The following is a 24,336-nucleotide window of genomic DNA, read 5'->3' on the forward strand; positions in this document are numbered from 1 at the left end:
CAAGCCGAGTCGGTTACTGGCGGCGCAATCACAGCGTTTTCAGGTATTCGATAATCGCGCTGCGCTCTTGCGCAGTGAGCACGTCGGTAAACACGTGACCACCATTACCCTGACTGAACATGCGTGCGTTATAAATTTTCCGCGCTTCAATATCGCTGTTCGAAAGTGACGGCGGGTTGGTGATATTCCAGCCTAGCAGCAGCCCCCCGTAGTATTCCGACAAGAAAAAATCGAGGTTTTCCTGAGCCAACGGCGTGCAATCCAGCTGCGGAATCGCGTCACTACCACCGCACTCCAATACATCATATTTCCAACCCATTGCTCGCTGATCATATGCCCGCTGCAGATCGTGGTCGAAGCCCATCACCACATTGTCCTGACCTGCCGGCGCCGGTTTCGAGACGCGGCGCCAGATGTCAGGTCGCGAACTTGAATGTAGCAGCGCCTCCACCGAGGGCACAGCACCGTTGTGCAGATAGGGGGCCGTAGCCCAAATGCCGTAAAGTGGCGGTGCTGCATAGCCCTGTGGGCGTTGTTCTCCCTGGCTGTTCTTCTGTAAATCCGCCAGGTTCTGCACGCGACAGTCTTCGACACGAGCATTGTCAGCCGAGCTGAGCTCGGCGCGTTCTGCGCTGCCCGGCGCCGTTTCAGGGTACCCAACGGCAGTATTCGAATTGCCCTCGTTGGTACCATCGTTATAGGTTTCCATGCGCACCGGATCTGTGTCGATAATGTCGAGTGGCACGACATAACTTGCAATCCCCTCGAGTCGTGGATCAGCAAGAAAGGCAGGATCATTGATAAAGCGCGGTGAGTAGGCCCCGTGACAACTGGCGCAGGAACCATTACCACCAGCGGGTGCTGGCACAACATTACCGTTAGCCCACAGGTTTTTGGTATGAAAAAGTATCGCACCCTCCTGCGCTAACGCCTTATCGATTGGCAGAGGATACAAGGGAGCCTTGCGAGACGTAATGTAGTGGTCGCCATCTTGCACATGATCACTGCTCCACGAGTCATAATCATTTTGCTCACCCGCAGCGCCATATTTGTTGGTCAAAAGTGGGCTGAACAAGGCGAAATCTACCCGTACTGCGTCGCCGGAAAACATCGCGTCTACGAATTTGACCGGCCGCTTGCCCACATTCCACCACGCCGGCGTATCGCCGGTACCCGTGGTTCCGTTTTGAAGCACATCCGCCATCTGCTGCGGTGAGCGCACGCCCGACAACGCGGTGATATTGGAAAACTGTGCGTTGTTGGTGCCGCGCACGCGCCCGGCCAGCCCGGCGCGATCAATCGCCACTCCAGCGGCAGAACCAAGGGCCGCGAAATCTCTGGACGATACGGTGGCATCCAGCATGCCGCCACCGGCGCCCACCACAAACTCCTGCCCCACCTGCGAACCATGACAGCCCTGGCAGTTAGTGCTCACTTCTCCACTGTAAGTACCGTCTTTCAGCCGTGTTTGCACCATTCCAAAGGGAAGCTTACCGGTGCCCCCAAACGTTTTACTGAGCTGGGCAGTTTCATCTATGCCCTTCGCCTGGTCGATTACCGGGTAGGGAAACTGCGCGGATGGCTGCCCGAAACCATAGCGTTCTGCCATCAGCTGATCAAAATTATCGGGGCGGGAAGGCAAGCCCCAGGTAATCCAAAGATTATTGATTTGCCGGGCAGTGAGTGCCGCTGCACCATGGGGAGAATCGCCAGCAAAGGTGGTGCCCTTGCGAATCATCCGACCTTCGTCTTTGTGACCCTTGTAGATACTCGCCACACCTGACTTGTAGGGTTCATGGGTGCCGTAGGTATAAGCCCTTCCGCTAGCATCAATTTCCGGGGCGGCACCCATGATAATAGAGCCACGCGCGATACTCGCGCGGTACTGCCCGCAGTTTTCCGGATGAGGAAACTCCTTCACCAATTCCGGTACCACATGGCAATCACGCCAAAATGCATTGAAGTAGACGTATTTACCGTCACTCACTCCAGCGCGCACCAGATCGCGCGGGTCATGTGGAAGCAAAGCGGAATCCGGCAAGGGCGTAGCGTTTTTCTTGGTAAGATAAACGCCGTTTTCATCGAAGAGCCTGGCACCATCGGCCTCCACCAGGCCATTGCAGTAGTCATCCCAGAAATGCCCGCCGCGAGCACTGCCTAATAGCGGAAGTAGCGCGTCTACTTTACCAACATCGCCAAACGCACAACTGGCCGGCTCATCCCAGCACTGTAGCAGCGCGGCGACGGCGCGATACTCCGTTGAGTCAAGCCGCCACGGTGTACCACCAGTGTGGTTTTCACTGCTGTCAGAATTTTGGGTAAGAATTGCGTTCGACGTTACACCAGCGCCCAAGTTCTTCCAGGCAGTGTGCATCCGGGTTAAATCTTCAGCTGGGTTAGCGCTGAGCATAAATGTATTGCCGCCTTCCACGTCACCCGTTTTACCCGGCTGATGGCACGTACGGCAATAGCTCAGCAGAGGTTGAACACTGGCCGCAAAATAGCCGTCCAGACTGTCGACATCATCACCGCTATGTCCACCCTCCAGCACAGTCCCCTTTGGATTTTGCGGAACCCCGCTGCTGTCACCGTTGCGGCAGCCAACCAACAACACCACAAGGCTGATAAGCAATAACTGCAGATAATTCGCCGCCATGATTTCTGCCTACCCCGCTATGGAAGCCACTTTCACCCCTACTGTGCCGTCAGGACGTCATCGGATCTATGCCCCCGACAACCCGCTATTGGCCTAAAACCCGGAAACGCATCAATCAAAAAACTCTCAGCATGAACCCGGTTATAGTTTGCTCGTTCTATCAGAAGCGCCGCGAGATCTGGCCTTGCGGCGTGACAGCAACATAGGGCAACGTTAATGTCTGCAGCCACGCCTCTCCGCTTTCGCCCTTCAGCATGGACACCGTGGCCCCAGTACCCGCCACCAGGCACAACGGCGCCAGCACACTGACCTGTGCAAGGTTGCTTGCCACGGGCCAGCCGGTGAAGGGATTCAATAGGTGACTGTAGCGCACACCATCGACCAGCATAAAGCGTTCGTAGTCACCGCTGCTCGCAAGCCCGCCTCGACTGATACTGACGACGTCGATTGCCTGATCCGGTTGGCGGGGGTTGCGCAATCCAATTTGCCAAGGAGAATTATCTGGATGCGGACCAAGCACATGAATATCGCCTCCCAGCTCTACAAGCCCGTGCGCTATTCCATGCTCCCGACAGATATCAGCAGCGCGGTCTGCTGCATACTCTTTTCCGAAACCGCCGAAATCGATCTCCATTCCGGCTTCCGGCAAGCTACACTGCGATCCATTCCAGACAACCCGCTGCCAGCCGATCTTCTGGCAGCATTCAGCCAGTGCTTCCGGCTGCGGAAGTTTGCCACTGGTAAAATCCCACACCTTGCGCAGCACACCGGATGTAATATCGAAAAGCCCGTCACTTTGTTCAAAAGCGGTATTGGCGTAATTCAGCAGCGCAGCCGTTTCGTCATCAACCACCACGCCCGAGCGCCCGGCAAGTTTATTGATGCGTGAAACAATACTGTCATCGCGATAGCGGGAATATTTGGTTTCGATGCGCTGTACTTCTGCCATTGCTGCTTCAGCGGCGGTTTCTACAGCCTGCGCACTTTCTGCATAGAGCTTAAGCTCGCAGGGGCCACCCATCGCGTGAAACTTGAAGGACTGATAGATCAAGCGGTGCTCAACCAAAACTTGAAATATGCCAGACGCTATCGTTGGAAAACATGTACACACGAAGCCTCAAAAGACACGATCGAAACCAAGTGAAAACGTCGTAAATTCCACCAAGCCCGGATTTTCCACTTCAACACTATCGAGCGAATAGCTGTCTTTTGCGCTGTAGCTTTCCAGCTCGGCGCTTAATTGCCACGGGCCAAGCTTCTTCACTAACTTCAGACGCAAGCCCAAAGCGCCATAGGGCGACAGCCGATAGTCACTGGTGGCGTAACCGTCTGGCCGCGCCGACAGAAAATACGGGGCGTAAAAGTAAGCCGCCGTTTGAGAGTACCAACGAAGCGCTGTATCGAAGCGCCAGCTTACGCCTATATTCTGATACCAACCTAGCTCCAGCGTGTGTGATTCTACATCCCAATCATCGTCGAAATAACGATAATCCGCGTGAAACGCAGCATTCGCCGCAGGCACAAAATGTCGCAGCCGAGTAAGCCACACCCACTGCCGCCGATCGTCTGGTCGCGAGTCTGCAAACAGAGGGTTGACCTGATTGGCAATAAAAACCAGCTTGTAGGGATCAGATAAAAAACCCTGCTGATCACTCACACTCAAATTAGTCTGCACTGCCGTACGTTCGTTCACGATCAGGCCGACGCCAACAAAAGCCGTCAGGTTATCCTTGTCTGCCTTAACCACACTGACCGGCGTGGTGCCCTGAGTAGGCTCAAGTTCGTCGTCACTGTAGCCAATGCCGCCCGACACAGTAAGTTGCTGCACTGGAATATTGTGCTCAATCTCGAGCCCTACATTGATGGCTTGATAATCATGTTCGTCGGAATAGCCCGCCAGGTAGGACAACACGGTATCTTTACTGACAAAATGATTAAAGCGACCCTGCACGTCGTAGCGCTCTTCTTTTATCGAGGCGCCACTCATCGCCTGTACCGGCCGCCCATCGGCATCAGGCTGAATATACCAAGGAGAGGCGCCACTCATGGATTCAACCATCAGATCGAGCTTAAGGTCGGCGGCGCGCGTTAATGGTGCCGCGAAACCTAATTGATGGGTATCGATCTCATATCGCTCGCGCGCGCCACCTAGATGATCTTTGCGCTCAATGTCAGCTTCGCGATAATGAGAGACGTGGTAGCTAAGTACGGGCTCACTTACCGGAGCTGCTGCCTCGGTTTTGCCTCCAACTCCAGGCAGTGCCATGGCGGCACTGGTCAGCGCCATCAGCGCAGAGGGTTTCTTGTTATTGTTGTTCATTCGCTAAGCCCTAGTTACAGCCGCAGCCACCACCGCCGGCACTGGCACCACCGTTGCTGGCTTCTTTACTGAAATACACATGCGCCCGATAGGTGGCGCTACTGCCGTCAGGGTCCCAAGCCATTTCAGGTCGCGCCAGATACTGCCTGTCCCAGGGATCAACCCTGGTGACACTACAGGCGCTGAGAAGAAAAATCACGGTCGCGAGACTGAGTATGCGCATTTACCTGTTACCACCAGTGTATTGTTATCGTTGGCTGTTTGGTTGTGCAGGTCTTGGTTCTGTTATTGCCAGCTGTTATTGCCAGCGGCTATTGCCGACTTTTCTGCTGCCGGGCTTCCTCGAGCAACCGTACAATCTGGGTACGCAATTTGCGTTCATCGCCCTTGCGAAACCCTTCGTGCACAGCCCGTACAAGGCCGGTGTGATCCACCAGAAAACCGGTTGGCATGCCGACCACGCCAAGGCGCTTGGGCAAGCTGCCGTCGTCTTTCACCAAAGGGTAACTTACCGGGTGGGCTTTTAGGAAGGCCTGAGCCTCATTTTCATTTTTATCAAGATTAACGGCCACCACAGTGAAGCCCTGCGACTGAAATTCGCGAAACAAGACATCCATTGCCGGTAGCGATACGCGGCAAGGGCCACACCAGGAAGCCCAGAAATCGATATAGAGGACACGGCCCTTCAGGTTTTCGGTGCGCAAGGTATCCGAATGCAGCAAGCCCGGGCGTGCAAAGTTGGGCAGCGGGTCACCCACCTTCAACGCGTAGCTCAGCGGCGCAAACCACAGCAGTGTTAGTACAACACATCGCAAAATCATCGTAAGACGCGCCCTCCCCATCCATATAGAGACTAACTATTTGTTGCCGCTACCTCGGCACCCACCCACGCCAAGTTTGGCTTTGCCGTGCCAGCACTGGAAAGACGCATACCGTCAGTATAGTGAGCGATTTACGTCCAAACCAAAACTAGAACACGTATTTTAGGTCCACACCGTAAGTGCGAGGATCTCGCACACCAACGTGGTAGGTGCCCAGCAGATCTCCAGTGAGACCACCCGGCTGCGAAATGCCATCATCCCCCGTCAGGTTGCGGCCCCACAGCGCCACTTCAAAATTTCCCGCGCCGGGCACAAACAAGACCCGGGCATTGAACACGCGGGAATCTTCGCCGTAGCCGTTAACCTGATAGAAGAAGTCTTCGTGATCTTCGTTTTCCGGGTCGGTGTTGTCTTTGAAAATATAATCCAGATGGACCAACAGGGAACCAAAGGGCAGCACTGGCGACCAGTCAAGGGTAATGGTGTAGTCCTGCGGAGCAGTGACATTCAGCTGCTCGGCTTCCTTGAATTCGGCCTGGGCATCGAAGTGGGCTTCACGCTGGGATTCCTGCTTCCGGTAGCTGTAGATAATGCCGGTACGCAGCTGGTCTGAAATCAGCCAATCCAGGGTGATTTCCGTGCCGGTAAATTCCTCGTCGGTATTGATCACCGTGGGAACTGCCGCGCCGGTACCGGGTTGCTGGGATTCGATGGATTCCTGCCGATCCTCTATCTCCATATAGAACAGCGCAATTTGGGTACGCAGGTGCTTGTCGAAAAAGTCGCCCTTGATACCCAGCTCGATATTCACCACTTCTTCCGGCTCCAGCGGCGCCTGACCGCTGCCCGGATTCAGTGAGTCAAAACCACCCGACTTGTACCCGGTGGAATACGACAGGTAGGTCATGGCCTCTTCGGTCATCTGGTAATTGGCCACCAACCGGCCGGTCACCTTGCTCCATTCTTCGGCGGCATACTCCGGCTCGTTGTTTTCAGTATTGAAGATAAGGTTTTCACCGAGCAATTGGGCGATCACAAAGTCCGAATGCGGCGCGTGCCAGCTGAATTCTTTCTCATCCTTGGAATAACGAAGCCCGACTATGACGTTCCAGCGATCGCTCAAAGTGAAATCCGCATCGCCGTATACGCCATAGTTCTTGAAAGAACCCTCGTTCAGCATGCTTTCGCTGCCAAAGGTGCCCTCGTAGCCCGGGCCAATCAGCGAATTGAGCAGCGATGGCGGAATCCCCACCTGCGCTGACGCCAGCGACACAGCGGCAGCGGTACTGAAGGTAAGATCGGTACGCTGAAAGGTATCTTCGTCGCTGTAATTCAGCCCTACAACCAGGTCGAGAAAGTCACCGGTAAAATTGAACTGCAGTTCGTTGTAGAAAATATCAGAGTCTTCGATATTGTTCGTATCAACGTATACCTCGTGCTCGCCGGTACCATCCTCGTCCTGCAGGTTGAAGGTATCGAACTGGCGGTAACTGGTGATGAACTTACCCGCCCACTGTTCGTTGATATCGAAAAAGGCCTTGGCGATCCAGGCATCCATATCACGGGTTTCGCGACCTGCGATAACGTCGGTATTGAGCTTGCGATCGGTTGGGTCGGGGTATTGGGTTCTATCGTTGAGCACACCCAGTGCTGCCTTGGGTCCGTTGTCGACCTTGTCATAATCATAGGACAGTTGCAGGGTCAGCCAGTTGCTGGCATCCCAGCGCGCTGCCAGCCGCGCTGACTGATTGTCCTGCTCGCGCGGATCGTTCGGCGACGGGCCAAAGTTTTCGATCACCGCTTCGCGCGTATTGGTCAATGCGTTAACCCGGAAGGCAACGCCACCAAGCGTGATATTGCCCATCGCTTCGTAGCGTCGCAGACCGTAGTTGCCGATACGCGCGCTGAGCATGCCTTCGGTTTCCTCGCCCGGCGCATTGGGAATCATGCTAACAACACCTGCCGCCGCATTGCGCCCAAACAAGGTACCCTGCGGCCCCTTGAGCACTTCAATACGCTGCATATCGGAAAAGGCGACCGTTGTGGCGGCGCGCGGTAGATAAACTTCGTCGTAAAAAGCCGCTACCGAGGGGTCGCCGCCGGTGCTGATATTCGAGCCCTCCACACCGCGCACGACCAGCTGCGACTGGGTAATACCGCCGCCCGCTTCACCATCCTTGGTGCTGCCAATCTGAAAGCCGGGAATATAATCCTGCATGTCTTCCAGAATCAGGGCGCCCGTGTTTTCAATGTCTGCCGAGGTTACCGTGTCCACGGTAACCGGCACGGTCTGGGCGTTCTGCTCCCGCTTCTGGGCGGTCACCACCACCTCCTCCAGCGCCAGGTCTTTTGCCACCGCCGTGGCGGTAAAAGCCAACAGGGGGAGAGCTAATCGATGCGACGTTTTTTTCATTATTCTTTACTCTCGTTTAGCAGCTGTTCAACCCGGAGGCAGCCCCGGGCTTGCGTTAGTCGGCCATTTTTTCACACTTGGCGACCTGCCCCTGAGCGGCGGCCACTTCTTTAAGTTTCTTCGGTGACAGACACAGCATGTACTCGGCCACTTTCAGCCGCAATTCCTCGGACAAATGCCCCTGCGAGGGCATCGGTGGAAAGTCCGGGCGCTTTTTCACCGGATTGGCAAGGTAGTCGGCAATACCCTGCGGGTTTTCGTAGTACTGCGCCTGAATAGCCATGGTAGGAGGCCCAATCATACGCAGGTTGTAGGCATGGCAACCAGCACAGATTCCTTTGTACAAACGCGCCACACGGTCGGCATCGCTTTCGATGGTGCGAGGGGCGGCATCTTCCGGCAGCAGGTAGGTGGTCACGTCTGCCGTGGTCGTGATTTCGCACTTGCTCCACTTGCCAATACCAAAGGAAGTATAGCGTTCGGCATTGAGTATGCAGTTGTCCGGTTCCTGGGCACTGCCCACATTGGCCAGAATGTCCGGGCCAGTGGTCTTGAATTTGGTCAGCATGGCAGCCTTGACCTCGGCAACCGGTTCAGCGCCATTGTTGAACATCAGGTTGTCCAGCACCTTGATGTTGTCCGGATTGGGCTCGCTTTCCTTGTCACTGGCGACATCGGTCACAAACGCCAGATCGGTAATGACGATGCCGGCGGTTTTATTGCCAGTAATGATATTGCCCTCAATCTTCACATCGTCAGCCGCCATCACCACGACACCAATACCCACGGGCACTTTGGATACGATTGAGCCTGGGGCACCAAAGTTCGGCGTGTTGTTATCGACGATAAAATTGTTGCGCACAATGATGTCGTAGGCAGTTTTGATGGGCAGGCCCGGCGTAATAAACACCAGTATGCCCGCAGTATTATTGTGTGCGTAGTTGTTCTCTACCAATGCATGACGGGTATTTTCAATCTCGATACCTGCGACACTGTTAAAAACTTCGTTGTGGCGCACATCTACGTTGTCACACATACCTACGTATATCGCCGCATCTTCAATGCCGCTCAACACGTTGTATTCAATCAAGCCATTCTTGCCGAACTGTGGGAAGATGCCGTAAACACCGGTATCGATAATCCAGTTGTTCCGAATCACGTAGTTGTTACCGGACTGCCCCATGATCGCATTACCCTTGTAATGCATAATCTTGAGCCACTCAATTGTGATGCCATTACCGGAATAAAGAATGGCGTCATTGAGCTTGTGATCGCCCTCCAGCAATGGCCATTTACCTTCCTTTACAACGCCCCGCAGCGTGATGTTGTCCTTGTCGATATACACACTTTCACGATACGTGCCGGGGTGAATCAGAATGACATCGCCCGATTCAGCCTTGTTGACGGCCTGCTGTATGGTCTCACCGTCTTTTACTGTTATCTCCTTAGCATAAAGCGGCAGGCAGAAAAGCAGGCTTAGCAGCAGCGTTATTTTTTTCATGGTTTATCTCCCATTGCGAGGGATGAAGGATGTTGGGTTTGTCCGCCGACAGGTAAGCCTGACGGCACGCGCTCCGGAATAATGGGCATAAAACTCTGATCTGTAAGAGTGCGAAGAAAATCTACTAGCCGGTCAAGCTCGGCATCCGTGAGCTTAGGCTCCCAAATATGCCAGTGGATACTCAGGTGCTCTCCCTCGGGTACCGCATGACCCCGCCCCTTGGTGTAGAACTCAACGGTTTCGCGCAACGACTTGAAACGACCAGAATGCATATAAGGTGCGGTTAACTCTATATTACGCAGACTTGGCACTTTAAAGCCGCCACGCAAAGAACGATCCCCTGTTGGCCCCTCAGCACCAATATCCAGCGCACGGCCTTCAGGCTCAGGGGTACCCAGCACCGCAAGTTGCTGATTGGTAAACAGGGGCGGGGTGTGGCATTCGGCGCAGCGGGCAACAAACGAGCGAAAGATATTCATTCCCGCGATTTCTTGTGCATTAAGCGCGTTGTGAAAGCCGTGGGCATAGAGATCATAACGGCTGTTGAGTGAAATCAATGACGCCTCGAATGCTGCCAGCGCGCTATAGACAGCCTCTAACGACAACCCCATACCGGGAAACGCTTGCGCAAACAGTTCGTGATAGATCGCATTCTGCGAAAGGCTTGAAAGCAATTGTTCGGGTGTATTGCCCATCTCGTGTTCCGCATACAACGGGCCTTCTGCCTGTTGCTCAAGCGTGGTGGCGCGCGCATCCCAAAAGAGCGTCTTAAGAAACCCGACATTCCAAAGGCTTGGAGCTGAGCGAGCGGCCAGCCGGTTGTGAATACCACGACTTAGCGGCAAGCCGTCGGTAAAAGCCTTGTCGGGCTGATGGCAAGAAGAACAGGCTATAGATTGATCACCAGACAGTAAGGGATCAAAAAAAAGCAAACGTCCCAGATCAATCTGTTGCGGCGAAAATCCGTCCCGAATCTCCGGCAAACCTGTTTTCAACCCTCCAACGCCCGAATCCTGCAGCGAGCGATAGTCGGAATACAGCGATGCGAAATAGCAGCGGCCCTCATCCAACTGAAAGCCCGCAGGGCAATGTTCCGATAACTGCCAGTCTGTCGCTGACGCCCACGGCGCGACAGCAACCAGCATACTCAACCAAAAGCGGCGCATCATTTCTCTGCGAGAGACTGGATATAACTGACGACGTTGGTTACGTCTTCATCGGTTGGCAAGGCTGGCGCCATCATCACCATCTGACGACCATACTTGTCGTCGGCCCCGCGTATTCCTTTACGAAAGAGTTCAAACTGGCGAACGAGGTACCAATCGTCCATCCCGGCCAACGCCGGTGAATCCAGCAGCTCATTACCCTCGGCTTTGGGCCCGTGACAAGAGCCGCACACCATGGTGTAGTAATCTTCGCCTTTTTTAGTATCGCCTTTTACCGTTCTCTCAGGAGTGTGGCCTGAGAGGGAATCTATATAGGCGACCAATGCATCCACCGCGGCCTGATCCGGTAAGGTTTTGGCGATAGCAGCCATTTGCTGCCCGAAAGTATCCTCCGGGTGCGCACCGCGCCGTCCTTCCATGAAGGCCAACATTTGGCGCTTGAGGTACCAGGGACTCTGATTGACCAACGACGGCGCATTCAGCGCTCTATTGCCTTGGCCTTTTGGGCCGTGACAGGCCTGACAAGCGATATATAGCGCCTTACCATCACTCGCACTTGCCTGTGCGAGCACGGCCTTGGCATCGCTTGCGGCTTCCTGGCTATCGGCAGTGATCGAAGGTTCGTCACTGCATGCAAACAGAAAAAGTGCGGCGACAAACACTGCCAAGCGCTTGATTATCATTATATTTCTCCGAGACAAAGCGGGTAGACATGGTAGCGTTCAGATTCTAACCCAGTTTGCAGGTCAAGTGCACAGCGAAAACATGGCGCTACTGCAACGCTAGGCGGAGGGCTTCCAATTCGGCTTTGGCTTCCTTCAAAAACAACAGACCCTGTTCAGGCCCCAAAGCGCCAAGATCGAGCTTGGCAAAGGCGGGCATATCAGGCAAGGGTGGCAATGCCTTAAAACCGGGTTGTCCGATATAGGTGTGGTAGCGGGCAACCAGAATCAGATCGGCGAGCTCGGGAGCTGGCTGCCTGTCCCGCAGCCATGCTTCGCGATCAAGTCCGACGACAACCATGGCGGGCTCGAAGCCCCAAGCATTCAGGATTAATCCGCTTACTTTCCCGGCAAACTGTTGCAGTAATTCCTGAACACTGGCGGAATCGGCTGCAAGATCGGGAAAGTGTTGGAGCTGCGCCAGAATTGGCAGTGCTCCTATATCTTGCATCAACCCCGCCAACAAGGCTTTTTCCGTTGGAAACCCACAGCGCGGCGCCATTACATGCGCCATAGCAGCGGTGTGGACGCTACGCTGCCAGACCGCACGTAAATGCCCTTTGATAGTGGGCTCTTTCAGAAAAAACAGGGTGCGGATGGCATAACTTGCGGTGAGATCACGGGTGGCATCAATGCCAAGCCGCGTCAACGCCGTCGTTAAAGAAGAAACCACACGCCCGCGATTATACTGTGCGCTGTTCCCTATTTTGATCAAATAGGCGCTCAAGCCAGGATCCTGCTGGATCACTTGTACTAGCTCGTTCAGAGCCAAATTGCGTTCAAGCGCTATCGATCGCACTTCCAGTGCTATGTCGGGCAAGCTGGGCAACTCGAGCGTGCCGTCCTTAAGTGCCCTCAAAATTCGCGCAAAAAACTCACGTCGAACAGCGCTCAAGCTGCCACTCTCATGGGATCGTTCGCTAATTAGTCCGTACCCTGCGACAACTAAAACTCCACTGTCACTCTCAGCGAATCAAATGGCAATACGGGCTAGCCCTAATGCCACACACAAAGATTTAACTATTTGATAAACAAAAAAGCCGCTAATTAGCGGCTTTCTCAAAGATTGCCAGCTAAAACCGCCACTACACCACTACATGACACGCTCAGCAGGCGGGGGACAATCCAAGCTAGCCCTCTATAGGCAGCAAACAGGCTGTTGCAGGATCACCATCGGCACAGGCATTGAGCTGCTCAAGTACGGTTTCCGGAGAAGCCTGATTGCCTTCGATCGGCAACGGGCAGGCCGTAGATACATCCTGATCAGTGCAGTCTGCAAAACACTGGCCGTAAGTTTCCGGATTAGTGGAGTCACATGCCACCGGATCACCACCGCCCGGCTGCTGTTCTACCGGCAGCGGACAGACTGTTGCAGGATCACGGTCCGCACAGGCATCGAGCTGGTCAAAAACGGCTGCAGGATCACCTTCTATTGGGACAAGGCAAGCCGTTTCAGGGTTTTGATCGGAACATGCCTCAAAGCACAGACTATACGTGGCCGGATCTTCGATACTGCAGCTAGGAGCGGGCACTACAGTGACTTTCGTTTGGTCGGATCGAGAGGAAAGGCCATCAGAAACCGTGAGACTAAATGTTAACTCCGTAGTTTGATCTACGTCAGGAGCAGTAAAGGAAGCTTGCGGCGAATCGGCATCCGAAATCGTTACTCTCGTCTCGTCAGTAGCACCAACCTGTGTCCACGTGTAAGTCAGTGGATCACCATCCTGATCCGATGCGCTGCCATCCAGCACCACCACTTCGCCCGAAACAGCGTTTTGATCATTGCCCGCATCAACGGTGGGTGGATTTAAGCCAGGGTTTACCTGAATATCGATTTGGACAGTGTCGCTATCGCTTTGCCCCGCTGAGTCAGTAACCGTCAGCTGAAAAATCAGCACGGCGTTGTTTTCAGGTGACGGTGCTGTAAACGTCGGTGAGCGGGTATCCGCTCCGGTCAGCTCTACATTTTCACCGCCGACCTGCGCCCAGGAATAGGCCAGATCATTCCCATCAAGATCATCGTCAGACAACGACCCGTCCAGGGTAACGACGGCACCGGGCCCCACGCGCTGATCCGGACCCGCGTTTGCAACTGGATCCAGATCTGTATCATCGGCGACCAAAATCGCTACCGTATCTGAGCCTTTACCTCCCCGACTATCGACCACCGAGAGGGTGAAATACAGATTTATATCCTGCGACACTTCCGGCGCATCAAAAGAGGCGACGAGCTTGTCAGAATCCCTAATCGTAACTGTCGGGTTATCCAGCGCCACCCCATTGCGATCACTCTGACGCCAAGCTATCGAATCAAAGACACCATTGCCATCCGGATCCGAAGCACTACCTAGCAATTCCACTGCCCGAGTCTCCGCTACAATCTGGTCACGCCCCGCCGATACGACCGGCAGTTTATTTATGGGCTCTCCAGAATCACGAGCGTTTTCAGTGGCCGTCACCTCGGCTGCAGCATCAGCTCTGGATACAATAATGTCGCCATCGCAGGCTGAATTTTTCTGAGTGCCAGCTGCCCGGCTCTTGAGCACGTCACAGACAAATTTATAGCCGGTACTGGCCTCATCTGCATAAAGATCAGCTGATGAGAAATCGATATTGCCATACGTTTCCGCAATACGCTGAGCCTCAATCGGAATGCTCAATCCGTTCGTAGGATCACGATCTATATCCAGGCTCTGCAACAAGCGGGCGATGTTCAGTATTTGGGGAAATTGGTTATATACGTCTTCAAGCGTGGCTTCAGCATCTCGAGCCTCTCGTGCCCCCGGCACGATATCCAGTAGAGTAAGCAGTTCCTTACCTGGTGACTTACCCAAAACCTGCTCGCCGAGCAGAAAACGCACTTCTTCACCAACGCGGTACTCAAATGTACCGTTTGAGTCCGTAGTCACCGGCACCAGAGAGTTAGTCTCATAGACCAACCCGGCTACCGGACTGTCAATCAGACGGCCTTCGGTCAGCGGAGGCTCGCTGGCAGTGCCGCCGCCTCTCGATGAGCTTGAACCTGAATTACACGCGGCAAGAACCGCCCCTAGGGAGAGCACGAGGAGTTTTTTATACATCGTTAAGTACCTGACATCCTTGAAATAGTACGCACCGGCTCAGTCCATGGCGCGAGCCGTCATTACACAATTTAGGTATTATGAGAAAAAGTGTACTTACAAAGCTCATGTAAGACAACGCGAAGATTGAAGGCCTCGTCTCATTTTGGCAAAGCAGGTGTGGTAGGCAAAAAAAAAGCCGCGACGGGCGCGGCTTTTAAAAAAACAGGCTATTTTACTTACTGTTTTCAATAATATAGTCGACTGTCGCCTCAATTTCGCCATCAGAGCAGCTCATACAGGTTCCCTTTGGCGGCATACCGTTAATGCCATTTATGGCGTTAGCGTAAACTTCACCAATACCCTTACTCATGCGATCGGCCCAAGCGGCCTTATCACCAATCTTGGGGGCGCCACCTGCACCTGTAGTGTGACACGCCAGACAATAGGTGCTGTATATTTCTTCGCCGGATTTACCCACTCCGTCACTGGACGCAGAGGCGCTGCCACAGCTACTGTCACCTTCCAGACATACTTGCCCGGCCGGCTTGATACGCTCTTCCATTTCGGCGCGCTGTTGGTCGGTGAGCGCCCATACCGATGCACTAAAACCTGCCAGAAGCACAAAAATCGCCGCCAGATTAACACTCACTGCCTTTTTCACTAGTACCGTCCTCAATGATGTGGCGGGAATGGCGCCGCCTTGGGAAAACTGGACGCGAATTATAGCGGCTCCGCCTCCGGTAGGCCACCCGCAAATAGATGCCCGTCAGATCTCAGCACAACAGCCGCGATGACATCGACCCAACGCTCGCTATTACCCAGCAACTCAATATCACCGTCAAAAGACGCGAACACCCTTCCGGTAACCACATGCCATAAAATGAGAGGAAAGGAATTGTCATACGCCCGTCACAATTAGCGGTGAGAATAGCGCCCACAGAATTTCCAAAAGCCGGGAGAGATATTCCATGAACCGCATGATTGCATTGATAGCCCTGACTGTAGCCACCAGCGTAAGCGTCGCCGACGACGCTGTACGACAGATCGAAGAAGTGGTCGTAACAGGCGCCGTTAGAGCTAATGAAAACATTGAAATTGCCGCCATCGACCTGCCTGGCGATGCCGAGCTAATGGAATTACCGGTTATCAACCAGTAAAAAACGCTTTGACCGCACTGCGATTGATATAGGTTTTGACGGCTATTGCTATGTGTAGCGATAGCCGCGCAGGCAACCCTGGACGGGGGAGCGGCCAAAAGCACCTATCGCGGGGTTCTGGGAAACGTCAAATACACTGGTCTATCAGCCAAATTTCACTCAGGCGTTAGACTCACTGTTATCGCCCCTGGAATACCGCCGGGCGTTTGTCCATAAAGGCCTGCACAGCTTCCGTAGCATCCTCGGTGGCCAAGCAGATATTTTGGGTTTTCGCCTCTAATGCAATTGTCTCGGCATAAGTGAGGCTGCTTGCGCTGCGCAACAGCTGCTTCACTTCCCGCAACGCCACAGGGGCTCGCTGTGCCAGCTCAGCGGCCCACTTGTGCGATTCGTCCATCAAGCTGCCTGCCGGCACCAGCTTGTTGGCAATGCCTGCCTCTAGGCATTCGTGGGCGCTGAGACGACCGCCTTCGGCAATCAGTTGAAATGCCCTCTGGTAGCCTAGATGGCGCAGAAGCTGCCAACTGGCGCCGCCGTCGGGGACTAATGCGATATTGGTAAAGGCCATCAGCAAGCTACCGGTATCGGCCATCACCACCAGATCGCAGTTCATCGCAAAAGCCGCACCAATTCCAGCCATTACTCCCGGCACAGCCGCGATAATTGGCTTTTTGAGCTCGGCCATCGCAGCCAGTATGGGCGCATACTCCTTCATCAGCTGGTCTTCGACAGTTTTCTGCTCGCCCAGCCCTTCTGCCAAATCTGCACCGGAAGAGAAAGCCTTGCCGGTGGAGCCCAATATGACCGTGCGTACATCGGCATCTTCATCCACAGCCATTAAGGCTGACAGCAGCTCTTTGCGCATTTGCACTGTAAAGGCGTTCAGCGTTTCTGGTCGATTCAGCAGAATCGTTGCCACATGCCCATCAACAGAATACTGCAGGGTGTCATAACCAGACATGGCCAGCCTCCTAGCGGTCGATATAAGGCACAAAGTTTTCTGAAAAGATGTCGCGCCCGACGATCAGTTTCATCACCTCAGAAGTGCCGGCAAAAATGCGGGTAATACGTGCGTCGGTATACATCCGGGAAATGGGGTACTCGTCCATATAGCCTGCGCCGCCGTGCAGCTGCACGCCTTCATCCACCATTCGGCACAGCACTTCGCTGGTATAGAGTTTGGCCTTGGCCGCATCTTCAACGGTTAATTCGCCGGCGTTGTGCGCGGCGACACAGGCATCAACATGGGCTTGGGCCACATCTATTTCCGTGCGCAGCTCGGCCATCTTGAATTGGGTGTTCTGCATATAAGACAAGGGCTTACCAAACACCTTCCGCTCCATCACAAACTCCCGCGTTACCTCAAACGCCTTCTGCGCTGAGGCAATAAAACCGCAGGCGCCAATCAAACGCTCTTCTGCCAAACCTTGCATGAGATAGACAAAACCCAGGGTCGGGTCGCCCAGTACATTTTCTTTCGGCACTTTCACATCGTTAAAAAACAGTTCGGCGGTGTCTTGGGCTTTCATACCCATTTTTTTCAGGTTGCGGCCTCGCTCAAAACCTTCCATTCCGCGCTCCACCAGAAACAGCCCCATGGCATGCGGATTGTTGTCCGGGTCTGTCTTGGCGGCCACGACCACAAGATCGGCATTGATACCGTTGCTGATATAGGTTTTGGCGCCGTTTAACAGCCAGTGATCACCCATATCTTTTGCGGTCGCGCGCATACCGGCAAGATCCGAACCCGCATCCGGCTCAGTCATGGCGACCGCCAGAATGCATTCCCCAGTAACACACTTGGGTAGAAAGCGAGCCTTCTGCTCGTCGCTACCAAAGCGCGACAAGTAAGGCCCTACCAATCGGCTGTGCAGCGTATTGGTCCAGTCACCAGCATATACATTGGCGGTTTCTTCAATAATGATTTGCTCAAATCGAAAATCATCATCCCCCATTCCACCGTACTGCTCCTCCGGCCAGATCATCAGAAAGCCCTGCTCCCCAGCTTTGGTAAAGGCTTCACGGTCAACAATTCCCTGTTCACGCCAGCGTTCAACGTGCGGGGCAATTTCCTTCTCAAGGAATTTCCGGTAAGCACCTCGAAACATGTTCTGCTCTTCGGTGAAGTTGCGCTTTAGCATATTCTTATCTCCGCATAGGCGTGCGCAGAACCGCCCAAAGGGCGGCTCGCGTGAATCGTCGTCGGTGTGATTTCAGACAAACAGCTCGTCGTTTTTGGCTTTGTCGAGCAGCAGTTGCGGCGGCGAGAAACGCTCACCATACTTTTTACTCAGCTCATTGCAGCGATCCACAAACTGTTTCAGCCCATAGGTATTGATGAACTGGAAGACCCCGCCGGTATGGGGTGGAAAGCCAATACCCATAATGGAGCCAATATTGGAATCGGGCACATTGTTCATTACGCCCTCTTCGAAACAGCGCAGTGATTCAACGATCTGCCGAAACAACAAACGGTCTTTGATATCCTGCTGAGGCAACTCAACCGACGCGTCGTAGAACCAGTTATTTACCTCCGGCCACAAATGCTTGGCCCCACCTTCCGGATACTGGTAATAGCCCCCACCGTGAGCCCGCCCACCGCGACCGTATTCGTCGATCATTTTCTTTGCCAGGCGGTAGCCTGCATTGGCGGAACCGATCTCTTGGCCCAGACGCTTGTCTAATTCGCGATTGGTTTCGTTGGCTTTTACCGTAAGCTGCTGACTTACTTCGTCCTGCACCGCCAAGGGTCCTACCGGCATACCAATGGCCTTACCAAGATTCTCAATCAAGGCCGGAGCTAGCCCTTCTTCCAGCAGCAATGCGCCTTCGTCGATATAGGTGCCAAACACACGTGAGGTAAAGAAACCACGGGAATCGTTTACGACGATGGGGGTTTTCTTGATTTGCTGTGCGTAGTCAAAGGCTCGGGCCAGTGTTTCATCTGAGGTTTTTTCGCCTACGATGATTTCCACCAGCGGCATCTTGTCCACAGGCGAGAAGAAGTGGATGCCAATAAAGTTTTCCGGCTTTTCGGACGGTTCAGCTAACAACGTTATCGGCAGGGTTGAGGTGTTAGAACCCCACACGCCGTTTTCGGCAAGCTGCGGCTCCAGCTCGCGTGTCATCTGATGCTTGAGATCCACATTTTCGAACACAGCCTCAATTATCAGGTCGCAACCCTTGAGGTCCTCCGCATTGGCCGTGGCCTTGATCAGAGCGAGAATGCCCGCCTTCTTGTCTTCGGTCATGCGACCTTTCGAAACCGCCTTATCCAACAGCTTTTCACTGTAAGCCTTGCCTTTATCTGCGGCATCCTGACTAATGTCTTTCAACACCACTTCAATACCAGCTTTGGCCGACACATAAGCAATGCCCTGCCCCATCATGCCCGCCCCCAGAATACCGACCTTTTTAACCGCGCTTTTAGCAATGCCCTTAGGCCGACTTCCGCCGCCATTAACCTGATTCATCTGCATAAAAAAGGTCATGAGGTTTTTCGCCTGAGGGGTAGTGACCAGCGCCGCCAAACCGCGGCTTTCAATGCGCATGGCAGTGTTAAAATCGACTCTCAGGGTATTGGCCACCACATCGAGGATGCGCGCCGGGGCGGGCACCAGCCCACGGGTTTTCTGCATCAGCATGGGGATGGCACCTTGCACCATTTGCGCCACCTTAGGGTTGCGCATATCGCCACCCGGAATTTTAAAGCCCTTCTGATGCCAGGGGTTACTGGCCTCGGGATTGGCCTTCACCCATGCCTTGGCTTTTGTGATCATGTCTTCAGGTGAGTCTGCCAATTCTTCGATCAGACCAGCAGCCTGCGCTTTGGACGCGTTAAATCGCGTGCCTTCCAGCAAGGGCATGATGGCCTTTTCAACACCGAGCTTGCTCACCAAGCGAACTATACCGCCGCCACCCGGTAGCAGACCCAAACTCACTTCTGGCAGGCCCATCTGCACTGCAGGTGTGTTCAGTGCCACACGGTGATGACAGGCCAGACAGATTTCATAGCCGCCACCAAGCGCAGCGCCGTTAATTGCGGCGACCACGGGTTTACCCAAAGTTTCAAGTCGCGCCAGCATGGCTTTGATGTCTTCGCACATGACGAAGAGTGCCTCTTCCTCGCCAGGCTGGGCCTTAAGCATATTCTTGATATCGCCACCGGCGAAGAATGTTTTCTTGGCAGAGGTGAGCACCACGCCGGCAATACTATCGCGCTCCTTTTCCAGGCGCTCGATCGTGGCGCTCATTAACTCAATGTACTCGTCGTTCATCGCATTCACCGGACCGCTCATGTCCATGGTGATGGTTACGATACTGTCGCTGTCTTTTTCGTAGTGAAATTGTCCAGTCATTGTTCTGTCCTGCTATTCGGTTATGTCGTTTGCATCTAATCTGCAGTGCGTGGGACGGGGCAAGCCTCAAACTCGCTCGATAATGGTCGCAATCCCCATACCACCACCAACACACAGGGTGATCAGGCCATAGCGCAACCCACGGCGCTCCAGCTCGTCCAGACAGGTACCGGTAAGCATGGCGCCCGTTGCACCCAGCGGATGGCCCATAGCAATAGCACCACCGTTTACATTGATCTTTTCAAACGGAACGCCAGTGGCCTTCTGAAAGCGCATAGGTACCGAGGCGAATGCTTCGTTAACTTCGAACAGGTCAATATCGTCAAGCGACATACCTGCACGCTCAAGCACTTTGAACGCAGCCGGTGCCGGCCCGGTCAGCATGATGGTGGGTTCGGTGCTGGTTACCGCCGTGGCCACAATACGGCCACGCGGGGTGAGTCCCAACTGCTTGCCTATTGTTTCGCTGCCGATCAACACCGCTGCGGCACCATCGACGATGCCGGAAGAGTTGCCAGCATGGTGTACGTGATTGATCTTTTCCACTTGAGGGTACTTGCTCAGGGCGATATCGTCGTAACCCAACGACCCCAGAAACTCGAAAGAAGGTTTCAGCCCCGCCAGGCTCTCAACGGTTGTTGCAGGCTTGATAAAGTCGTCTTTTTCTAGAATGACCAGGCCGTTGTCGTCACGCACCGGCATCACCGAGCGGTCAAAATATCCCGCCTCACGCGCCGCAGCAGCCTTACGCTGGGACTCTGCAGCAAAAGCATCGACGTCTGCGCGGCTGTAGCCATCAAGTGTTGCGATGAGGTCTGCGCCAATGCCCTGAGGAACAAACGCTGTGTCAATCGCCGTTGCTGGATCTTCGCCCCAGGCACCCCCGTTGACACCCATAGGTACCCGCGACATGCATTCCACGCCACCGGCAACCACCAGGTGTTCCCAGCCCGACGCAATTTTCTGGGCTGCGATGTTCACCGCCTCAAGACCGGAGGCGCAAAATCGATCCAGTTGCACGCCTGCCACGGATTCGTCCCAACCAGCCTTCAAAACCGCCGTTTTGGCTACGCAGGCACCCTGCTCACCTACCGGCACCACGCAGCCCATCACCACGTCATCAACCTTGGCGGTATCCAGCTCGTAGCGGTCCTTTAGGCCATTGAGCAAGCCAGCGAGCAAATCCACTGGTTTAACTTCGTGCAGTGTGCCGTCTTTCTTACCCTTACTGCGCGGTGTGCGAACCGCATCGAAAATGAAAGCGGAATGACTCATTGTATTCTCCGGTCAGTTAACTGGCCGTAGAATTACTCGTCAGCGTACAACTGCCAATGACGCGCAATGACAGCCGATTGACAGTTTGTTACAGATAGATTGGCTTGGGCGGACGCTGCACGGACCTGAGACTAGCGGACAAGTTGCACAAATACCGGCTCAGGCGGCGCGGCGGCGCAGCTCTTTCAGGGCCGATAGCTGGTCGTCAAAGCGAAGTTTATCGATTGGCTGGGGAAGCAGGAATCTGGCGCCGAGTTGCTGGGCAAACCGCTCATCGTCTTCGGCGGCATTTTCTGACAGGAAAATAAAGGGGATGCGACGCGGGTACCCTCGGCGCGCCGCAAGACGAAGCGTGCGCAAACCCGATGTCGCAGACTGGCTATCTGCCAACAAAACCAAGTTAGGCTCCGGGCTCGAAAGCGGATCGGTAAATTTGCCAACACGCTCCAAATAGTCCAGCAGCTCCTCACCGTCATTCACCCAGATTTCGCGAAATCCGGGAATGCGCTTTCCGAGCACGCGATTGATCACAACGATGTCGCTGAGACAGTCGGCGGTCATCAAAACCAGAAAGTTGCTGTCCATAGTGGAATATGTCAAAACCTGCGCCCTGGCGAGTTTTGCTCCCAGCCTCGCTATATTGATTTACCTCCGCCTATTACCGCTTCTTCAGCGGCTAAACACTATAGGTATTTTTCCGGATGGGGTATGGCACGTCATCAAGGCTGGCGAAGAATAGCCAGCCATACTGTGACCTATTAATTACAATTAGGCCCAACCGAACCATGCTATTTCTGAACAAGTGGGGTAGAATTCCAGCTCTTTTGTATAGATCGTGGCTGAAATGGCGGCCCGCGTAGGGAGAAGTTATGCTTGTTTTGAATAGAACGCCAGGGCAGGTATTCACCATCGGTGATGATATCAGCATTACCATTGTATCTGTGAATGGCAAAAACGTCCGCGTTGGTATCGAAGCACCACGTGAAGTCACCGTATTGCGCGCAGAACTGGAAAAGCGGGCCGACGATTCCAAACCCCGGGACTGATCCACGTCCCGCCCCCTTTTTACTCCGCGAAAAATATCTCGAGATTGGCTGTGATCGTGGGCTCCGCGCCCCAGTTTTCTTCTCGCGGATAAAATACCTCTGGCGAGAGCCCCAGGAAAACCCAGTCTTCGTAGAGTTGGAACTGCCAACTTAAGCCGTAAAACACACCGTTGAGGCGAGGCACGGGCTGGCTCGCACCAATACCGCCGATGCGATAATGCAGTGCCGAGCGCTCAGACAAGATGCGTGTCAGCGTATAGACATTGGCAAATTCGAATACATTCAACGGGTCTTTATACTCGGCCTCAACCCAAGCATTGAAGATATAGACCTCGCCAAAGGGCCGCGACATGGTAAATTCGGTAGATTCGCTCCAGCGCTCGTCGTCGTCAAAGTACTCAACCTGCTGTCGAAACTGACGATACCAACCTTCACCGTCCTCTTCGCCCCACTCGCGCTTGATCCTGAATTTCACATAAGGCACCAGCGACGAGCGCAAGCGCACGCCACCGCTAAACTTACGCTTCCACTTGCGCTCTTTGTCGTCAGGGAAGAATTCGAGACCGGAAACAGAATTGTCCTTTTCAATCCGCTCCCCCTTGGAAACCGAGCGCACTCGCTCCTCGGCATCACTATCTTCATCGGAGCTGAAAAACAGTTTGAGCTTGTGCTCAGTATTGGGTAGATCCACACGCACGCGCAGCTTGGCATCGCTGCCGATATCGCCTTCAGCTGCCCAAGTTTGTTTCAGCTCAAGACGCAGCTCACTGTGGTTTTCCGACTCATAAGAGGCACCGTCTGAAAAATAGTTATCCAGGCCGCGCCACATTTTGACGTAGCCTTTAGAAATCCAGTCACGCTGAATTTCCATCTGCTGCAAGCTGCGCACTATAAGATTGGGCTGACTGCTTTCGGTCTTTTTCGTCTTATCTCGCTGAGGTGCACCAAAATCAATCTCATCGCTCTCGGTGACTGGCGTCAGCTCCTTCGCATGTATCGCAGGCGGAGCCAGCATACACACTGTGCATAGCAGCACCCATACCAGCCCGGTCGCGGACGCATGATTTCCCCATGAACTAGACAATACTTTCCTGCCACCAGCTTTTTTTACCTACTATAGATGGTTATACAGCGCACCGCTATTGGTCAATCCTATCTAACGGCACAGCTCGCTGGAAACGACGGCAACCTAGTAAAGGGACCTGCTATAAGGAAGCGGTACGCCAGGCCTGCAGTAGAGAATCACGCTGCGCCTCGCTGACGGCGGCCTGCCCCAACCAGAGGCTCAACACAATGGCCGCGCCCTGAGGATCGCCACTCAGAGACCCAAGCGGCCGATCATTCAGAGCCAACGTCAAGCCCTGCGAAGGTAACCAGTACACGGCATACCTGTCTCCAGGCTTTACCCCTTCGAGCCAATCGCAGAACGTATCAATAGCGGCACGGTGCCGCGCCAGCACTTCTTCTGGCCAGTGTTCAACCAGCAGATCGCGAGACATTTTTTCAAACCGCTCAGCACTGACCGGCACACCATATTCTATGGTCAAATATTTCGCGTAATCGGCCTCGAGAATGGAGTCTGGCTTCACCTGTGCCGGATCAACATAGAGCGCCACATCTGTAATTCGCTTCCACAACAGCGAGTAGCGCGCTTGTGCCACCTTTGAAAGAGTCTGTTCGCCCACGGTTACTGTCTCACCGAAAGGGGCAGCATGTATCGTCGCCGCCAATAGCACGCCACATAACCCTGTCAAAACTCTCAGCATCGAACGCATACCGCTCTCCATTTTAACCTGCAGTTCATACGCAATTTCGCATGAAAAAGATTAAATTAGCACC

Annotated in this window: 21 protein-coding genes; 2 read left to right on the plus strand and 19 right to left on the minus strand. The window is 54.0% G+C overall.

Annotated features, from left to right (window positions below):
• Window positions 1-28: 28 nt before the first annotated feature.
• From AC222A_RS09110 to AC222A_RS09165, 12 genes are all read right to left on the minus strand, one after another.
• Window positions 29-2,656: a c-type cytochrome gene (locus AC222A_RS09110; protein ID WP_486774878.1), complete on the minus strand. Its 2,628-nt coding sequence runs from the start codon at window positions 2,654-2,656 to the stop codon at window positions 29-31.
• Between the two features lie 160 nt (window positions 2,657-2,816).
• On the minus strand, window positions 2,817-3,707 hold the full coding sequence (locus tag AC222A_RS09115; protein WP_372748126.1) for an FAD:protein FMN transferase: 891 nt from the start codon (window positions 3,705-3,707) through the stop codon (window positions 2,817-2,819).
• Window positions 3,708-3,773: 66 nt separating this feature from the next.
• Window positions 3,774-4,976, minus strand: coding sequence for a DUF3570 domain-containing protein (locus AC222A_RS09120; RefSeq protein ID WP_372748127.1), 1,203 nt, complete (start codon window positions 4,974-4,976; stop codon window positions 3,774-3,776).
• Window positions 4,977-4,986: 10 nt separating this feature from the next.
• Complete coding sequence (locus AC222A_RS09125; RefSeq protein WP_372748128.1) at window positions 4,987-5,199, minus strand: DUF4266 domain-containing protein; 213 nt, start codon at window positions 5,197-5,199, stop codon at window positions 4,987-4,989.
• A gap of 88 nt (window positions 5,200-5,287) precedes the next feature.
• Window positions 5,288-5,797: a TlpA family protein disulfide reductase gene (locus AC222A_RS09130; protein WP_372748129.1), complete on the minus strand. Its 510-nt coding sequence runs from the start codon at window positions 5,795-5,797 to the stop codon at window positions 5,288-5,290.
• A gap of 148 nt (window positions 5,798-5,945) precedes the next feature.
• Entirely contained in the window at window positions 5,946-8,210 is a 2,265-nt protein-coding gene (locus AC222A_RS09135) for a TonB-dependent receptor (RefSeq protein WP_486774879.1), read from the minus strand.
• Between the two features lie 55 nt (window positions 8,211-8,265).
• Window positions 8,266-9,711, minus strand: coding sequence for a parallel beta-helix domain-containing protein (locus AC222A_RS09140; protein ID WP_372748131.1), 1,446 nt, complete (start codon window positions 9,709-9,711; stop codon window positions 8,266-8,268).
• A complete protein-coding gene (locus AC222A_RS09145; protein ID WP_372748132.1) occupies window positions 9,708-10,880 on the minus strand; it encodes a cytochrome-c peroxidase in 1,173 nt (390 codons plus the stop codon). The genes AC222A_RS09140 and AC222A_RS09145 overlap by 4 nt, the downstream gene beginning before the upstream one ends.
• Window positions 10,877-11,560 carry a c-type cytochrome gene (locus AC222A_RS09150; protein ID WP_486774880.1) on the minus strand — a complete coding sequence of 228 codons (684 nt, stop codon included), beginning with the start codon at window positions 11,558-11,560 and terminating at the stop codon, window positions 10,877-10,879. Before AC222A_RS09150 ends, AC222A_RS09145 begins: the two co-directional genes overlap by 4 nt.
• A gap of 88 nt (window positions 11,561-11,648) precedes the next feature.
• Window positions 11,649-12,494 carry an HDOD domain-containing protein gene (locus AC222A_RS09155; RefSeq protein WP_486774881.1) on the minus strand — a complete coding sequence of 282 codons (846 nt, stop codon included), beginning with the start codon at window positions 12,492-12,494 and terminating at the stop codon, window positions 11,649-11,651.
• Window positions 12,495-12,729: 235 nt separating this feature from the next.
• The gene (locus AC222A_RS09160) at window positions 12,730-14,679 is read right to left on the minus strand and encodes a PKD domain-containing protein (RefSeq protein ID WP_486774882.1); all 1,950 of its coding nucleotides are present in this window, start codon (window positions 14,677-14,679) and stop codon (window positions 12,730-12,732) included.
• Window positions 14,680-14,893: 214 nt separating this feature from the next.
• Window positions 14,894-15,322 (minus strand): c-type cytochrome, encoded by a 429-nt coding sequence (locus AC222A_RS09165; RefSeq protein ID WP_372782929.1) that lies wholly within the window; start codon window positions 15,320-15,322, stop codon window positions 14,894-14,896.
• 307 nt (window positions 15,323-15,629) lie between these two features.
• Here AC222A_RS09165 and AC222A_RS09170 point away from each other — a divergent pair, with 307 nt between their 5' ends.
• Entirely contained in the window at window positions 15,630-15,818 is a 189-nt protein-coding gene (locus AC222A_RS09170; protein ID WP_372782931.1) for a hypothetical protein, read from the plus strand.
• 178 nt (window positions 15,819-15,996) lie between these two features.
• On the opposite strand, the gene AC222A_RS09175 is transcribed toward AC222A_RS09170, so the two are convergent.
• The 5 genes from AC222A_RS09175 to AC222A_RS09195 all read right to left on the minus strand — a co-directional run bounded on the left by AC222A_RS09175 (window position 15,997) and on the right by AC222A_RS09195 (window position 22,051).
• A complete protein-coding gene (locus tag AC222A_RS09175; protein WP_372782933.1) occupies window positions 15,997-16,779 on the minus strand; it encodes an enoyl-CoA hydratase/isomerase family protein in 783 nt (260 codons plus the stop codon).
• A 10-nt stretch (window positions 16,780-16,789) separates the two neighbouring features.
• Window positions 16,790-17,959 carry an acyl-CoA dehydrogenase family protein gene (locus tag AC222A_RS09180; RefSeq protein ID WP_372809979.1) on the minus strand — a complete coding sequence of 390 codons (1,170 nt, stop codon included), beginning with the start codon at window positions 17,957-17,959 and terminating at the stop codon, window positions 16,790-16,792.
• Window positions 17,960-18,031: 72 nt separating this feature from the next.
• Window positions 18,032-20,176, minus strand: coding sequence for a 3-hydroxyacyl-CoA dehydrogenase NAD-binding domain-containing protein (locus AC222A_RS09185; protein ID WP_486774883.1), 2,145 nt, complete (start codon window positions 20,174-20,176; stop codon window positions 18,032-18,034).
• 66 nt (window positions 20,177-20,242) lie between these two features.
• Entirely contained in the window at window positions 20,243-21,451 is a 1,209-nt protein-coding gene (locus AC222A_RS09190; RefSeq protein ID WP_372749155.1) for an acetyl-CoA C-acetyltransferase, read from the minus strand.
• A gap of 159 nt (window positions 21,452-21,610) precedes the next feature.
• Window positions 21,611-22,051 (minus strand): response regulator, encoded by a 441-nt coding sequence (locus tag AC222A_RS09195; RefSeq protein ID WP_486774884.1) that lies wholly within the window; start codon window positions 22,049-22,051, stop codon window positions 21,611-21,613.
• A gap of 269 nt (window positions 22,052-22,320) precedes the next feature.
• Here AC222A_RS09195 and AC222A_RS09200 point away from each other — a divergent pair, with 269 nt between their 5' ends.
• Window positions 22,321-22,497: a carbon storage regulator gene (locus tag AC222A_RS09200; RefSeq protein ID WP_372749153.1), complete on the plus strand. Its 177-nt coding sequence runs from the start codon at window positions 22,321-22,323 to the stop codon at window positions 22,495-22,497.
• Window positions 22,498-22,516: 19 nt separating this feature from the next.
• On the opposite strand, the gene AC222A_RS09205 is transcribed toward AC222A_RS09200, so the two are convergent.
• Together AC222A_RS09205 and AC222A_RS09210 are read right to left on the minus strand one after the other, a co-directional pair.
• Entirely contained in the window at window positions 22,517-23,512 is a 996-nt protein-coding gene (locus AC222A_RS09205) for a hypothetical protein (RefSeq protein WP_372759111.1), read from the minus strand.
• Window positions 23,513-23,702: 190 nt separating this feature from the next.
• The gene (locus tag AC222A_RS09210; RefSeq protein WP_372759112.1) at window positions 23,703-24,272 is read right to left on the minus strand and encodes a chalcone isomerase family protein; all 570 of its coding nucleotides are present in this window, start codon (window positions 24,270-24,272) and stop codon (window positions 23,703-23,705) included.
• Window positions 24,273-24,336: the final 64 nt, after the last annotated feature.

The organism is Litorivivens sp. (genome assembly GCF_057445395.1).